The 14,509-nt window shown below is 70.9% G+C and carries 15 protein-coding genes; 3 read left to right on the top strand and 12 right to left on the bottom strand.

The annotated features are described in order from the left end of the window. Positions 1 to 6: 6 nt before the first annotated feature. Positions 7 to 1,032 carry an iron chelate uptake ABC transporter family permease subunit gene (locus AB0E94_RS10210; protein ID WP_360325110.1) on the top strand — a complete coding sequence of 342 codons (1,026 nt, stop codon included), beginning with the start codon at positions 7 to 9 and terminating at the stop codon, positions 1,030 to 1,032. A gap of 62 nt (positions 1,033 to 1,094) precedes the next feature. Beyond that, positions 1,095 to 1,871 (top strand): ABC transporter ATP-binding protein, encoded by a 777-nt coding sequence (locus AB0E94_RS10205; protein ID WP_360325108.1) that lies wholly within the window; start codon positions 1,095 to 1,097, stop codon positions 1,869 to 1,871. Between the two features lie 182 nt (positions 1,872 to 2,053). Here AB0E94_RS10205 and AB0E94_RS10200 read toward each other — a convergent pair whose 3' ends face one another. The 5 genes from AB0E94_RS10200 to AB0E94_RS10180 all read right to left on the bottom strand — a co-directional run bounded on the left by AB0E94_RS10200 (position 2,054) and on the right by AB0E94_RS10180 (position 8,354). Then, positions 2,054 to 3,109, bottom strand: a complete 1,056-nt coding sequence (locus AB0E94_RS10200) for an Ldh family oxidoreductase (protein ID WP_360324661.1) — start codon at positions 3,107 to 3,109, stop codon at positions 2,054 to 2,056. A gap of 11 nt (positions 3,110 to 3,120) precedes the next feature. Then, positions 3,121 to 4,761 (bottom strand): thiamine pyrophosphate-dependent enzyme, encoded by a 1,641-nt coding sequence (locus AB0E94_RS10195; RefSeq protein WP_360324659.1) that lies wholly within the window; start codon positions 4,759 to 4,761, stop codon positions 3,121 to 3,123. Next, the gene (locus tag AB0E94_RS10190; protein WP_360324656.1) at positions 4,758 to 5,618 is read right to left on the bottom strand and encodes an amidohydrolase family protein; all 861 of its coding nucleotides are present in this window, start codon (positions 5,616 to 5,618) and stop codon (positions 4,758 to 4,760) included. The genes AB0E94_RS10195 and AB0E94_RS10190 overlap by 4 nt, the downstream gene beginning before the upstream one ends. A gap of 102 nt (positions 5,619 to 5,720) precedes the next feature. Continuing rightward, entirely contained in the window at positions 5,721 to 6,914 is a 1,194-nt protein-coding gene (gene lhgO / locus AB0E94_RS10185) for an L-2-hydroxyglutarate oxidase (RefSeq protein WP_360324654.1), read from the bottom strand. A gap of 27 nt (positions 6,915 to 6,941) precedes the next feature. Next, a complete protein-coding gene (locus AB0E94_RS10180) occupies positions 6,942 to 8,354 on the bottom strand; it encodes an aldehyde dehydrogenase family protein (protein WP_360324652.1) in 1,413 nt (470 codons plus the stop codon). A 157-nt stretch (positions 8,355 to 8,511) separates the two neighbouring features. Between AB0E94_RS10180 and AB0E94_RS10175 the strand changes: the two genes are divergently transcribed. Next, positions 8,512 to 8,799 (top strand): putative quinol monooxygenase, encoded by a 288-nt coding sequence (locus AB0E94_RS10175; protein ID WP_360324650.1) that lies wholly within the window; start codon positions 8,512 to 8,514, stop codon positions 8,797 to 8,799. Between the two features lie 51 nt (positions 8,800 to 8,850). Here the strand turns inward: AB0E94_RS10175 and AB0E94_RS10170 are convergent, their stop codons facing one another. The 7 genes from AB0E94_RS10170 to AB0E94_RS10140 are packed head-to-tail and all read right to left on the bottom strand — an operon-like array spanning position 8,851 to position 14,452. After that, positions 8,851 to 9,792: a hypothetical protein gene (locus AB0E94_RS10170; RefSeq protein ID WP_360324647.1), complete on the bottom strand. Its 942-nt coding sequence runs from the start codon at positions 9,790 to 9,792 to the stop codon at positions 8,851 to 8,853. After that, positions 9,785 to 10,228, bottom strand: coding sequence for a heme-binding protein (locus tag AB0E94_RS10165; protein WP_360324645.1), 444 nt, complete (start codon positions 10,226 to 10,228; stop codon positions 9,785 to 9,787). The genes AB0E94_RS10170 and AB0E94_RS10165 overlap by 8 nt, the downstream gene beginning before the upstream one ends. Next, on the bottom strand, positions 10,225 to 10,992 hold the full coding sequence (locus AB0E94_RS10160) for an alpha/beta hydrolase (protein ID WP_360324642.1): 768 nt from the start codon (positions 10,990 to 10,992) through the stop codon (positions 10,225 to 10,227). The genes AB0E94_RS10165 and AB0E94_RS10160 overlap by 4 nt, the downstream gene beginning before the upstream one ends. Next, complete coding sequence (locus tag AB0E94_RS10155; protein WP_360324640.1) at positions 10,992 to 11,366, bottom strand: VOC family protein; 375 nt, start codon at positions 11,364 to 11,366, stop codon at positions 10,992 to 10,994. Before AB0E94_RS10155 ends, AB0E94_RS10160 begins: the two co-directional genes overlap by 1 nt. After that, positions 11,356 to 12,138 (bottom strand): fumarylacetoacetate hydrolase family protein, encoded by a 783-nt coding sequence (locus AB0E94_RS10150; RefSeq protein ID WP_360324637.1) that lies wholly within the window; start codon positions 12,136 to 12,138, stop codon positions 11,356 to 11,358. Before AB0E94_RS10150 ends, AB0E94_RS10155 begins: the two co-directional genes overlap by 11 nt. After that, a complete protein-coding gene (locus AB0E94_RS10145; RefSeq protein ID WP_360324635.1) occupies positions 12,138 to 13,559 on the bottom strand; it encodes an NAD-dependent succinate-semialdehyde dehydrogenase in 1,422 nt (473 codons plus the stop codon). The genes AB0E94_RS10150 and AB0E94_RS10145 overlap by 1 nt, the downstream gene beginning before the upstream one ends. Beyond that, positions 13,559 to 14,452: a VOC family protein gene (locus AB0E94_RS10140; protein ID WP_360324632.1), complete on the bottom strand. Its 894-nt coding sequence runs from the start codon at positions 14,450 to 14,452 to the stop codon at positions 13,559 to 13,561. Before AB0E94_RS10140 ends, AB0E94_RS10145 begins: the two co-directional genes overlap by 1 nt. Between the last annotated feature and the right edge of the window lie 57 nt (positions 14,453 to 14,509).

The raw sequence follows: 14,509 nt of genomic DNA, 5'->3' as shown, positions 1-14,509 counted from the left end.
GCCACCCTGATCGAGAAGAGGACCCCGATCGGCCGGACGGTCGGCGTACGCCCCCGGGCCGTCGTCGTGGGAGTGGTCGCGGCGCTCGGCGCGTTCGTGATCAGCGTGTTCAGCCTCGGCACGGGCGACTTCGAGATCGCCCCGGCCGACGTGGTGACCACCCTGTTCGGCGAGGGCAACCCGGCCCACGAGTTCATCATCGGCGAGCTGCGGCTGCCCCGGCTGATCACCGCGCTGCTGGTCGGCGCGGCGCTGGCGGCCGGTGGCGCGGTCTTCCAGTCGCTGGTGCGCAACCCGCTGGGCAGCCCGGACATGCTCGGCGTCACCAACGGGGCCAGCACCGCCGCGCTCACCGTGATCATTCTCGGCGGCACCAGCACCCAGCTGTCGGTCGCCGCGGTCGCCGGCGGCCTGGCCACGACGCTGCTCATCCAGCTGATCGCCGGGCGGGCGCTGCACGGGTTCCGGTTCATCCTGGTCGGCATCGGCATGGCCGCGATCCTCACCGGCATCAGCGGCTACCTGCTGACCCGGGGCGTCCAGATGGAGAACGCGCGGGCGCTGCTCTGGCTCACCGGCAGCCTCGACGGGCGGGACTGGGGTCAGGCCGTGCCGATGCTGGTCGTGCTCGGGGTCACCCTGCCGGTTCTGCTGCTGGCCTGCGGGCCGGGCCTGCGGATCCTGGAGATGGGCGACGACTCGGCGTCCGCCCTCGGGGTGCCGGTGTCGCTGCTGCGCAACGGGGCGCTGATGTCGGCCGCGCTGCTCGTGTCGTTCGCGGCGGCCAGCGCCGGGCCGGTCAGCTTCGTCGCGCTGATCGCCCCGCACCTGGCGAAACGGCTCACCCGGGCGCCCGGGCCCAACCTGGTGCCGGCCATCCTCGTCGGGGCGCTGCTGCTCACCGGCGCCGACTTCCTCGCCCAGCACCTGCTCACCGACCGGGCGCTGCCGGTCGGCGTGGTCACCGGCCTGGTCGGTGGCGCCTACCTGGTCTGGCTGCTGACCACCGAACGCCGCGCCGGGCGGATCTGATGACTGACACTGCAACAGGAGACACGATGACGGGTCACACGCCTCGGCTCAGCGGCAGCGGGATGACGCTCGCCTACGACAAGCGGGTCATCGCCGAGAACCTGAGCGTCGAGATCCCGGACGGCTCGTTCACCGTGATCATCGGGCCCAACGCGTGCGGCAAGTCGACGCTGCTGCGGGCCCTGTCCCGGCTCCTCAAGCCGGCCGCCGGCACCGTGCTGCTGGACGGCCGGGACGTGCACTCGCAGCCCACCCGGGCCGTCGCGAAGACCCTCGGCCTGCTGCCGCAGTCGTCGACCGCGCCGGACGGCATCACCGTGGCCGAACTGGTGGCCCGCGGCCGCTACCCGCACCAGAGCATCCTGCGCCGCTGGTCGGCCGAGGACGAACACGTCGTGCAGGAGTCGATGCTGGCCACCGGAGTGGCCGACCTGGCCGACCGGCACGTCGACGAGCTCTCCGGCGGCCAGCGGCAGCGGGTGTGGCTGGCCATGGCGCTCGCCCAGCAGACCCCGCTGCTGCTGCTCGACGAGCCGACCACCTATCTGGACATCGCCCACCAGATCGAGGTGCTCGACCTCTGCGCCGAGCTGCACGAGCACCAGGGCCGTACCCTCGTCGCGGTTCTGCACGACCTCAACCACGCGGCCCGCTACGCCACCCACCTGATCGCCATGCGCGACGGCCGGGTGGCCCGGTCCGGACAGCCCGCCGACGTGCTCACCGCGGAACTGGTCGAGGAGGTCTTCGGGTTGCCGTGCCGCGTGATCGACGACCCGGAGACCGGCACCCCGCTGGTGATCCCGGCGGCCCGGCGCTCCACCGGCGCAAAGGTCTGAAACCCAGGCCCGCCAGCCGTCGCCCACCGCGGTAATAGCCGCCCCGAAAGCGCCGTGAGCGACGGCTGGGGTCCCGGCCGTCGCCCCCCGCGGTAAAGAGAGGCCCGAAAGGACCGTGAGCGACGGCCGGCGGTCCCAGCCGTCGCTCACCGCGGTTATCGGAGGCCCGAAAGGACCGTGGGCTACGGCTGGCGGTCTTCGACCGGGACGGCGAGCTTCTCGGCTGCGGTCAGCAGTTCGGACCAGACCTTCGCGGGTACGGGCACCCCCTGAGCCGCCCGCTCGACGGCCACGGTGGCGCTGCCCTCACCCGGGTAGCGGATGGTAGTACCGTCGTCGGCGGGGTTGAGGCTCTTCAGGGTGTCCAGCGTCGTCGCGACCGCGGGGCCGAACGCCGTGGGGTCGCCGAAGGCGCCCGGATCGAGGGCCAGGATCAGGGCGTTCTGCCGGTGCACCCGCCCCTGCGGGTCGCCGGAGTGGAAGGCGCTGAGGATCGGGGCACCGACCAGGACACTGGTGAGCAGCTCGAACACCAGGGACATGCCGGCGCCCTTGACGCCGCCGAGCGGCAGCGGCATCTTCGCCAGCTCCGGGTCGGTGGTGGGGACGCCGTCGGCGGTGGCGGCGGTGCCGGGCGGGAGTTCCCGGCCGGCGTTGCGGTACTGGGCGATCTTGCCGAGGGCGATGCCGGCGGTGGCCATGTCGAGCAGCGCGGGGGCCCTGCCGGCGGCGGGCACGGCGATCGAGAGCGGGCTGGTCGCGACGGCGGCGCCTTTGACTCCGGGGTACGCCATGTTCGGCATCCCGGCCACGAAGGCGATCCCGACCAGGCCGGCGTCGGCGATCCGGGACGTGTAGTAGCCGATCGCGCCGGTGTGGACGGTACGGCGTACCCCGACCGCACCGATGCCACTGGTCCGGGCGCGCCGGATCGCCTCGTCGGCGGCCGCGGTCAGCGCCACCGGGCCGGGCGCGCGGTCGGCGTCGAGGACGGCGACGGCCGGGCTGGTCGAGCTGAACGTGAGCGCCGGGGCCCGGTTGGCCTCGCCGGAGTCGAGGAGTTCCAGGTAGCGGGGCACCCGGGAGGCACCGTGCGAGTCGACGCCGCGCAGGCTGGCCCAGGTGAGCACGGCGGAGATGGTGGCGGCGTGTTCGGCGCTGACGCCGGCCGCGGTGAACAGTGCGGTGGTGAAGGCGCCCAGCTCGTCGGCGGGGACCAGGACCTTGGGAGGAGGCATGCGGAACTCCGTCAGCGGGAGACGTGGATGTTGACGATCGCGGTGGTGCCGCCCTGCACCGACTTGACGGCACGGTCGAGGGCCGGGGCCAGTTCGCCGGGGCGTTCGACGGTTTCCGCGTGCATGGCGAACGGGGCGGCGAAAGCGGCCGGGTCGGGCTGATCGGTCAGGTCGTTGCCGAGGAACTCGCCGGTCTCGACGGCTGCGCCCTGCGGGTAGAAGCGCAGGTGGTTCATCTTCATCGACCGGTACTCGTGGTTGTTGAAGATCACGATCAGCAGCGGCAGCCCGTTGGCGCGGGCGGCCTGCAACGACTGGACGATCGGGTTGTAGAGGAACGCCCCGTCACCGATCGTCAGCACGACGGTCTTCTCCGGGGCGGCGAGTTTCACGCCGAGCGCGACCGCGATGCCCTGGCCGAGGCCGCCCTGCACGTAGAAGTACGAGTCCGGGTCGTCCCGCTGGAGGTGCCGCTGGACGACCCGGCTGTGCGTGATCGTCTCGTCGACCACGACGGAATCGGTGATCGTGCGCAGCGCCGCGGCCACCTGCACCGGGTCCAGGGTGCCGGCGGTCCTCCGCTCGGCCGCCGCGACCGCCTCGCGTTCGGTGGAGGCCGGCGCGGTCCGGGTGGCCACGGCCTGGGCCGCCAGCGCCCGCAGCGTGGCGACGACCCCGCCTTCCAGGTAGTGGTCGGCGTTGAGGACCTGGTAGGCGATGTGTGGCCGCTGCGGCACCTCGTCGATCACCACGATCTTCGCGGTGGCCGGCCGCCGGGACGGCGGATAGAACGGCGCCCGGCAGTTGAGCAGCACGATCACGTCGTGCGCGTCGGGGTCGAACTCGCTGCCGGCGTGCAGCTCGTGGGTGCGCGGGAAGTTGGCGCAGACCGCCGACGCAGGCTCGACCACCGGGATCCGCAGCGCCTCGGCGAACGCGACGAGCGCCGCCATGCCGCCCTCCTCACGGCCGGTCGTCTCGGTGACGATCACCGGGTTCGACGCGGCGGTGAGCAGTTCCAGAACGGCCTCGACGTCCCCGGCCGAGCTGACCGTCGCCCCGCGGGCCACCACCGGTTTCGGGTCGGGGCCGGCCCACGGGTCGAGCAGCACCTCGAGGGGGATGTTGAGGTAGACCGGCCCGGCCGGGGCACGGGCCGCCAGCTCCGCCCCGCGGGTGATCATGGTGGTCAGGGTGTGCACGCTGGCGGCCTGGTTCGACCACTTGGTGAACGGGGCGGCGATCACGTGCGGGCCGCCGACCACGGACAGGTTGCGGTACCACTGGCCGCCCGGGTCGGGGCCGGGACCGTCGCCGTAGGTGACCGACTCCGACGAGGCGACCACCATCGGCGCCCCGGCCAGCAGGGCGCCGTGGATCGCCATCGAGCCCTGGAGCAGGCCCGGGCCCGCGTGCAGGAGCACACCCTGCGCGCGACGGGTGACCAGGGCGTACCCGGTGGCCATGCCGACCGCGACGGTCTCGTGGGTCAGATCCAGATAGTGCGGGCAGGGCAGCCCGTCGCGGTGGCGGCGGGCCAGCGACTCCCACACCGGGGCCCACTCGGACCCCGGTGAGGAGAAGACGTAGTCCGCCCCGGCCGCGTTGAACGCGGCGATGACCGCGTCACCGCCGTCGATGTGGCCGGTCATCGCGGGATCGGCCAGTCGAGGACCTCGCAGATGCCGCGGCCCATGATGTACTCCAGCTCCTCCGGCGTGAAGTCGAAGTGCTTGGTGAACTGCTCGATCGTCTCCACGTAGCTGAGACCGTGGCCGAGCAGGCGGGTTATGTCGGTGCCCCAGAAGCAGCGCTTCGGGCCCATCTTGTCGACCATCTCGCGCACGTACTTCTCGATGTTGAGGTTCGGGAAGGGCTGTGTGGAGTAGCCGGGCAGCGCCGACACCTTGACGTAGATGTTCGGGTGCTCGTGCAGGTCGGCGGTCTCCTGCACCCAGTAGCCGATGGCGTCGTCGACGCAGCGGGCCATGATGCCCATGTGATCGATGATGATCTTCAGGCCGGGGTGGGCGGCCGCGATCCGGCCCAGCTCGGCCTTCCAGATCGGCGCGTGCACCATGGTCGGGATGTTCAGTTCCTCGGCCAGCGGCCAGTACCAGTCGTTGGTGCCGTCGATCATCCAGTTCCGGTCGATCGGGCGGTGGAACGTCAGCCGGGTGCCCTTCACGTACGGGTTCTGCGCGAAGTCCCGCATCATCGCCGCGCCCTCGGCCGGCTTGTTCTGCGGGATGCGGGCCATGATGCCGAAGCGGTCGGGGTGCGCCTCGCACGCTTCCAGGGCGTAGTCGATGCGGTCCCCCTCCCACGACGGCGGCAGGATCAGCGCCCGGTTGACGCCGGCCTCGTCCATCAGCGCGAGGCACTCCTCGTAGCTGAACGGGTCCTCCCGGTGGCCGTTCAGCCGGATACGCTCACGCGCCCCGGGAACCCAGGGACGGTCCGGGGTCTCTTCCTTCCAGATGTGCACCTGGGAGTCGACGACGAACATGCGCGTTTCCTTTCGAAAAACCAGCGGGTTGTGGTTGACGCTAGGTGCGTTCCCGGCCCCTAAGGAGTCCGTGGAACGCAATCGGTTCTTGCACCGGACGACTCATCCGAAGACCTCGGCCACCACGTGCTCGGCGATCGCCAGGGACGACGTCGCCGCAGGTGAGGGCGCGTTGCGGACGGCCGTGACCGGGCCCAGACGGTGGATCCGGAAGTCGTCGACGAGGCTGCCGTCGCGGTCCAGCGCCTGGGCGCGCACGCCGGCGCCGGCCCGGACCACGTCGGCCGCGCCGATCTCCGGGACGTACTGCATCGCCTCGGCCATGTAACGGCTCTTCGACAGCGAGCCGCGGACCTCCTTGACACCGGTCCGCCAGTGTTTGCGGGCCATGTGCCAGGTGCCCGGCCAGGCCGCGATGCCGGCCAGGTCGGGGATGGAGAAGCGGGTACGGGTGTAGCCCTCCCGGGCGGTGGCCAGCACCGCGTTCGGGCCGACCTCGACGATCCCGGTGACCCGGCGGGTGAAGTGCACGCCCAGGAACGGGTAGCGCGGGTCCGGAACCGGGTAGATCATGCCGCGGACCAGGTCCGCCTTCTCGTCGCTGACCCGCATGTACTCGCCCCGGAACGGGATGATCCGCGGCTCGGCGACGTCACCGGCCAGCCCGGCCACCTTGTCGGAGTGGATGCCGGCGCAGACGATCACCTGGTCGACGGTCACACTCCGGTCGCCCGACTCGATCCGGATCGACCCGACGTTCCGCTTGATCGCGGTGACCGGGAAGTTCAGCCGTACCTCTCCGCCGGCTTTGCGAATGTCCTCGGCGAACGCCTTCGTGACGCCCGGGAAATCGGTGATCGCCGTTTCCGGTGAATGCAGCGCGGCGAGGCCCGCGGCATGCGGCTCGATCTCCCTGATCCCGCTCGGGTCAACCCTTTTCAGCCCGGGTACGCCGTTCTCCCGCGCCCTTTTCTCCAGGTCGTCCAGGCGCCCGAGTTCGTCCTCCCGCACCGCGACGACCAGTTTCCCGCATTCGTCGTAGGCGATGCCACGCTCCGCGCAGTATTCGCGCAGCAGCAGCCGCCCACGGGTGCAGAGCTCCGCTTTCAGGCTGCCCGGCGGGTAGTAGATGCCGGCGTGCACGACACCCGAGTTGTGGCCGGTCTGGTGCTGCCCGACCTCGGATTCCTTCTCGACGACCACGACCCGGGTGCCGGGCCGCCGCAGGCTGATCTCCCGCCCGATGGCCAGGCCGACGATGCCGGCTCCGATGATCCCGATGATCTCGTCCGCCACAGGTACTGCCTCTCTGATGCGGCCATCTCAACTCCCGAAGTGGATGGCGAAGGTCTTGACCTTGGTATAGAACCGCATCGCCTCCGGCCCCTGCTCCTTGAAGGGGGACCCGGAGTCCCGGAACCCCCCGAACGGCTGGTGCACGTCCCATCCGGACGTCGTCGTGTTGACGGCGATCTGGCCGCAGTCGACCTCGGCGAGGAACCGGTGCGCGGCGGCCAGGCTGTCGGTGAAGACGGCGGCGGCCAGGCCGTACCGGGTGTCGTTGACCGCGGTGATCGCCTCGTCCAGGCCGTCGACCACGCGCACTGCGAGGACCGGGCCGAACACCTCCTCGCGCCACACGTCCATGTCCGCGGTGACACCGGTCAGGACGGTCGGCTCGACGTGGCAGCCGGGGCCGGGCACCTCGCCGCCGCCGAGCTCGACCACTGCGCCCTGCTTCACGGCCAGGTCGATGTGGGCGACGACACTTCGCTGCTGGGCGCGGCTGACCAGCGGACCGAGCCGCAGTTTCCGGACCTCGGCCAGCAGCAGCGGCAGGAACCCGTCGTGGACGGCCCGGTCGACGAGCAGCCGGCTGGTCGCCGTGCAGCGCTGCCCGGCCTGGCCGAACGCGGCGGCGACGACGGCGGCCGCGGCCTTCGGCAGGTTCGCGCCGGCCAGCACCACCGACGCGTTCTTGCCACCGAGCTCCGACTGGAAACGCACGCCCCGGGCGGCGAGCCGCACCCGCAGGGCCTCGCCGACCTCGTTGCCGCCGGTGAAACTCACCGCGGCGATCCGCGGGTCGTTGAGAAGAGCGTCGGAGATCTCGGCGGTACGGCCGGTGACGACGTTCACCACACCGGCGGGCACCCCCGCGTCGTGCAGGGCCCGGGCCAGGTGCAGCGCCGACGTGGGGGTCTCGGACGCCGGTTTCAGGACGACCGCGTTGCCCGCCGCCAGGGCCGGGGCGAGCTTGCGGGCCGGGGTGATCAGCGGGTCGTTCCACGGGGTGACGGCCAGCACCACCCCCAGCGGTTCGCGCTGGTAGCCGGTGCGGGTGTCGGGGCGCACGTCGTGGATCAGCGAGCCGTACTCCTGCCGGCCGACGCCCGCGTAGTACTCGAAGAAGTCGGCGGCCTTCTCCGCCTCGACCCGGGCCTCGGCCGGGGACTTGCCGTTCTCCCGGACGATCGCGCCGGCGATCTCCGCGTTGCGGATCCGCAGCAGCGCCGACGCCTTCGCCAGGATCGCCGACCTGGTGATCGCCGGCATCGCCCGCCAGACGGCGAAACCCGCCTCGGCGCCCGCGTAGATCGCGGTGACCTGCCCGGCGGTCAGGGCGGGCACCCGGAGGTACGGCTCCCGCACGTCGGCCGGGTCGAAGACGTCGATCCAGTCGCCGCCGCCGATCCAGCGGCCGCCGGCCAGGGTCTCCATGGTCGGAAGGGACATTGCTGCTCCTCACTCAAGGTCAGCCGAATGCTAGGAACGCGGAAAAGGGGCCACCAGGCGTTCCGGGGGAAGCATTGGTTGCGCCCGGCGTGGCCATTTCCCTGGTGGAATGCGCTGGCCCGGTCCCCGGGGCTCGTCAATCGTGAAAGGAAACGTCATGGCCTACGCCGTCATCGCCCACTACCGGTGCGCGCCGGAGGACACCGAACTGGTCCGTAGGTCGCTGCTGCTGATGCGCGAGCACACCCGGGCCGAGCCGGCGAACCTGGAATACGTGGTGCACGCCGACGCCGAGGACCCGGACGGGTTCGTCCTCTACGAGGTGTACGCCGACCGGGCCGGTTTCGAGGCGCACGCCGCGAGCGACCACTTCGCCGAGCTCATCCTCGGTGTGGTCCGCCCGCGCCTGCTGGAGCGCCGGGTGACGTTCGCGGCGCCGCTCTGAAACCGCGTGCCGACGTGCGGTCCGATCCGCGCCACAGGCCGGCACGCGGGGTCAGAGCTCGTTGCCCCAGCACATCCGCGCGAACGTCTCCACGTGGATGAGCTTTCGCCACTGATCCTCGACGCCCAGCAGCGGGCGGGCCGCCACGTCGGCGAAACCGCTGCTCGGGCTGATCGCCACATCCTCCAGGTCACGGATCGCGGCGACGGCGTCCATCCGGTCCATCACCGTGTCCACGTCCTCCAGCTGCGGCACCCGCGGGTCGACGATGCCGAGGCAGACGTCCCGGTCGGTGGGGACGGCCCGGAGCAGCTCCGTCTCGGCCGGCGCGCCGGTGTCGTAGGGCAGGATCCACCGGTCCACCGGAATCGAGGTGAACAGGCGTTCGGCGTCGAAGTCCGCCCCGACCCGGGTCAGCGGGCACAGGCCGATCCGGACGTCGAAGGGCTTGTCGGCGACCGAAACGGCGAGCGTGTCGACCGCCACGGCGTCGGTGAAGGAGAGGCCGGCTGAACTGTAGAGGCCTTCGCCGTACCCATGATTGTCGATTTGAATGAGCCGGACGCCGCGGGAGATGACCGCCTCGATCTCGTCCCGGATGAGCAGGGCGAGGGCTTCGCCGAGTTCGCGGGCGCTGGCCCACGGGCCGCCGGGCCGGAAGGTCCGCGCCGCGATCCACGCCGGTGACGGCAGGGTGGCCTTGGCCGGCACCTGGGTCTGCGCCGCGATGGCGGCGGTGTCGTCGGCGACCAGCGACCGGTCCGCTTTCAGCACGCCGTCGTCGAGGCCGTGCACCACGTCGAGCACCGCGCTGTGCAGGTCGGCCCGCCGGAAGTGCCCGTCGGTGACCACGGTGAGGCTGAGCCGGCGCTGTCTGCGGACCGCTTCGGCGATGGCGGCGTCCTGGACCTCGCGGCTCGCCGACGGCAGCAGCTCGGGCGGCCGGACCAGGCTGCCGTGGTGGTCGATGCGGAACTTGAAGGTGTCAGCCACGGTTCTTCCCCCAAGCCGCGAAGACCAGCTCGTAGCCCAACTCCTTCAGGACGTCCTCGCAGGCCTGCTGGTCCTCGGCCGGGGTGCCGCCGGAGACGCCGAGGCCGCCGAGGATCTCACCGTCGCGTTTGATCGTGACGCCGCCCTCGGTGGCCACTATCGGGTGCGCGGCCATCTGGCTGAGCTGCGCGAAGAAGCCGGGATTGCTGTTCGCCCAGTCGTACAGCATGTTGGTCGGCCGTTCCATGATCGCGGCGCTGTAGGCCTTGGCGATCGCGATGCTCGGGGTGAGCGCGCGGGCGCCGTCGGACCGTTTCACCGTGATCAGGTGTCCGCCGGCGTCGACGATCGCGACGCTGAGCGCCTTGCCGAGGTGGTCGCCGCGGTTGAGGACGAGGGCGAGGATGGTCTCGGCCTCGGCGAGGGTGAGTTTCACAGCGACTCCCGGATGGCCGCCACGGCCGCGTTGTAGAGGTCGGGCGACTCCCAGTACATCGAGTGCGGCGCGCCCGGCACGACCACCAGGTGGGAGCCCTTGACCAACTCGTGGGCGCGGCGGACGGTGGCGACGCTGAGCACCGCGTCGGTCTCGCCGGCCAGGAACGTCACGGCGACGCCGGAGGCGACGATATCGTCGATGGCCGGCCCGTCGACCGAGAGATTGCGCAGGTCGGCCATCTTGGCCACGTTGAACGTGCCCATCTGCTGGAAGAGGAACGTCTTCGCCGGCTCCTCCGCCTGGAACCGCTTGCTGAGCAGCCGGTCCAGGACGGGCAGTCGGACCGCCTCGGCCCGGTCCGCGTCGACCAGCCTGGTGAGCTCCGGGTGGGACAGGCCGCCGAGCGAGTGGCCGAGCGCGACACCGCGGACCCGGTCCGGGCGCTTGAGGGCCGCTTTCAGGGCCGCGACCGCGCCGATCGACTGGCCGACCAGCAGGACGTCCCGCAGGTCCTCGGCGTCGAGGACGGCGATCAGGTCGCCGGGGAAGTCCTGGCCGTCGAACTCGGGCATCGACGAGTCGGACTTGCCGAAGCCGCGCAGGTCGACGGTGACGACGGTGAACCTGTCGCGTAGCGCGGCGACCTGCTGCCACCAGGCGGCATGGTGCCCGCCGGAGCCGTGCACGAACAGGATCGCCGGGCCGTCGCCGTGCCGTTCGTAGTAGATTCTCGCCCCGTCCGGAGCAGTGGCGAAAGGCATCAGGCGGGCCGCTTTCCGTGGTAGACGAGCTCGATCATGGTGTGGTCGGGGTCGTGGATGTAGCAGAACTTCGACTGGTTCTCCGGCCGCTCGATCGGCCTGGTGTGGCGGATGCCGAGCGCTTTCAGGTGCTCCAGGAATCCGTCCCAGTCCTCCACCTCGATCGCGAAGTGGTAGGGCGCCATCCGGTCCATCTCCTCGACCGGCGTGAAATGCAGATCGAAATTGCCGCGGGTCATCAGCACGACCCGGGTGTTGCTCTTCGGCGTGATCGCCTTCAGCCCGAACACCTTGGAATACCACTCCTTGGTGCGTTCCGGATCGGTGGTCGGGAAGTTCACGTGGTGGATGTACTTGGGGGCGTTACTCGACATGAGGGGTGCCTTTCTCGTCGACGACGGGGTTGGACAGCGTGCCGATTCCGGTGATCTCGATGTCCACGGTGGAACCGGGTTCGAGCTGGACGGTGCTGTCGGCGCCCATCCAGAGCACGTCGCCGGGGTGCATGGTGATGTATTTCGTGATCTCGGCTATGTAGTCGAACGGGTCGAAGACCATGTCGCCGGTGGCGAATTCCGCTTTCACCACGCCGTCGATACGGACCGTGGTGGTCTGCGCGAGCGGGTCGACGCCGGTCTCGATCCACGGGCCCATCGGTTTGAAGGTGTCGCTGTTCTTGCTGCGCCAGAAGGTGCGGTCGCTGTGCTGCCATTCGCGCGCGGACACGTCGTTGCCGATGGTCCAGCCGAAGATCGACTCCTGGGCCTCGGTGCGGGTGGCGTGCCGCAGCGTCCGGCCGATCACCGCGACGAGCTCGCCTTCGGCCTCGAAACGTCCCTGAACACCGGCTAGCCGTACAACAGGCAGGTTATGGCCGGTCAGCGCGTTGTTCGCGCGGTAGCCCACTTCCGGACGATCCGGTACGACACCGCCGTAGTGCTCGATGTGGCGGCGATAGTTGAGCCCGACGGCATAGAACACCCCGGGCATCACCGGCGGCAGAAAATCAACTTCCTGGAGGGGTACGGCCACCCCGGCGCGCCGTGGCTCCCCGTCGATCGGCGAGCCGTCCAGCACGTGGGCGACCTCGCCGTCGATCTGCGCGTGCACGGGCCGGCCGTCGAGCCGGATGCGGGCGTAACGCATCAGTCGGCCAGCAGGTGCGAGACGCGCTTGGTGATCAGGTAGGCCTCGACGCCTTCCGGGCCGCCCTCCCGGCCCCAGCCGCTCTGCTTGACCCCGCCGGACGGCGCCTCGTGCACCGACCCGCCACAGTGGTTGATCGACAGGATGCCCGCCTCGAAGCCGGTGATCAGCTTCTCCGCTGTCTTGGACGAGCGGGTGAAGCCGTACGCGGCCAGCCCGTAGGGCAATGAGTTGGCGATCCGCAGCGCGTCGTCCAGGTCGGTGAACGCGACGATCGGGGCGATCGGCCCGAACGGCTCCTCCCGCATGACCCGGGCGTGCTCGGGGACGTCGGTCAGCACGGTCGGCGGGAAGAAGTAGCCCGGCCGGTCCAGCCGTTCGCCACCGAGGACAAGTTTCGCCCCGTGCTCGACCGCGTCGTCGACCAGCTCGGTCATCGCCTCGAGCCGGCGCGCGTTGGCCAGCGGCCCCATCGTGGTGCCGGTCGCCAGGCCGTTGCCGACGACCACCCGTTCGGCGGCCGCGGTGAACTCGGCGAGGAACGGCGCCCAGAGCGATTCGTGCACCAGGAAACGGCTCGGTGAGGTGCAGACCTGGCCGGCGTTGGCGAACTTGGCGGCCGCGGCCTTGCGCGCGGCCTGCACCGGGTCGGCGTCCGCGCAGACGATCACCGGCGCGTGCCCGCCCAGTTCCATCAGGCACGGCTTCATCCGGTTGCCGGCCTGCCCGGCGAGCAGCTTGCCGACCGGGATCGAGCCGGTGAACGCGACCATCCGGATCTGCGGCGCGGCGATCAGCTGCCGGGACACGCTCGCCGGGTCGCCGAAGACCAGGTTGACCGCCCCGGCCGGCAGTCCGGCCTCGGCGAAGCAGCGGACGATCTCGACCGCCGTGCCCGGGGTCTCCTCGGAGGCCTTGATGACGATCGAGCAGCCGGCCGACAGGGCGCCGGCGAGTTTGCGCATCGGGGAGCCGGCCGGGAAGTTCCACGGGGTGAACGCGGCGACCGGGCCGACCGGCTCGTGCCGCACCGACAGGACGGTGTCGGCTGCGGACGGGATGATCCGGCCGTACGCCCGTCGTGCGTCCTCGGCGTCCCATCGCAGCGCGCCCGCCACCCGGAGAACCTCGCCCCGTGCCTCGGCCAGGGGTTTGCCCTGTTCCAGGGTCATCGCCCGGGCGACCCGGTCGGCCCGTGACACCAGCAGGTCGGCGGCTTTCAGCAGGATCCGGGTGCGGTCGGCGATCGGGGTGCCGCGCCACGTGTGGGAGGCGCGCGCCGCGGCGGCGACGGCCCGGTCCAGGTCGGCCGGGGTGGCCAGCGGCAGGTGGGCGACGACCTCCTCGGTCGCCGGGTTGATCACCGGGAGGGTGTCCCGGTCGGTGATCCATTCACCGTCGATGTGCAACGCCAGGTCCATCATTCGCCCCGATCGCGGTTGGTGCGCAGTGTCCAGATGTGGTGCGGTGGGGTGGTCTCGTGCACCCGGGTGCCGTAGGAGCTGTCGATCCGGTCCATGTCGGCGGCCAGTTCGACCCGTCCGCCGCAGGGCGCGTGCACGAACCGGAAGACGTTCGAGCCGACCGTGTGCCGGCCCAGCTTCCGGGCCTCCTGCCAGCCCCGCTCGATCATGTGGTTGCCGCCCTCGATGACGTCGTCGAAGCCGTTGACCTCGTACGACACGTGGTTGACGCCGGCTTTGTCGGGCCGGTGGCAGAGCAGGAAGTTGTGCTGGTCGGCGTCGCCCTCGACACGCATGAACGTGCCCATCGGCTTGACCACGTCGGTCGGGATGAACTCCAGGAGGTCGGTGTAGAACGCCACCGCCTCCTCCCGGCCCTCCTTGGGGATGTTGAGGGCGACGTGGCACATCCGGATTGGGCGCACCTGGCCGACGCTCTCCAAGGCCTGGTTGACCCGGGTGACATGCCCGGATTTGTTGGACCTGCGGGGTGGGTCGTGCTCCGGCCCGGTCTTCCCCACCAGGGCGAGCCCGACGCCGAAGCCGGTCCGGTCGACGGTGCGCCGGACCTCGTCCCCGGCCGCCCCGGCCTTCTCGGCCAGCCGGTCCAGTTCGGCCGGGGTGTCCACGCCCCAGACGATCTCCCGCAGCGTGGGCCCGCTCTCCACCGGCGGCGGCAGGTCGGGGCGCTCGCCGGCGTCCAGGATCAGGGTCTGCTCGATCCGGGTCCGGAAGACCGCCCGGGTGTCGTCGACGCTCACCGGCGACAGGCCGAAATCCGTGAAGAAACGAACGTTCGTGTCGAGGTCGTCGACGGTGTACGTCACCGACTCGATGCGCTGGATTCCCACCGCGGCCTGCCTTTCTGCTCTTCTGATGGTCAGCCTAGGAGCGATTTCGGGGGTTAA

The sequence above is a fragment of the Actinoplanes sp. NPDC026670 genome, from assembly GCF_040638175.1.
Classification (GTDB): domain Bacteria; phylum Actinomycetota; class Actinomycetes; order Mycobacteriales; family Micromonosporaceae; genus Actinoplanes.
This window is presented reverse-complemented; position numbering and strand designations above follow the sequence as displayed.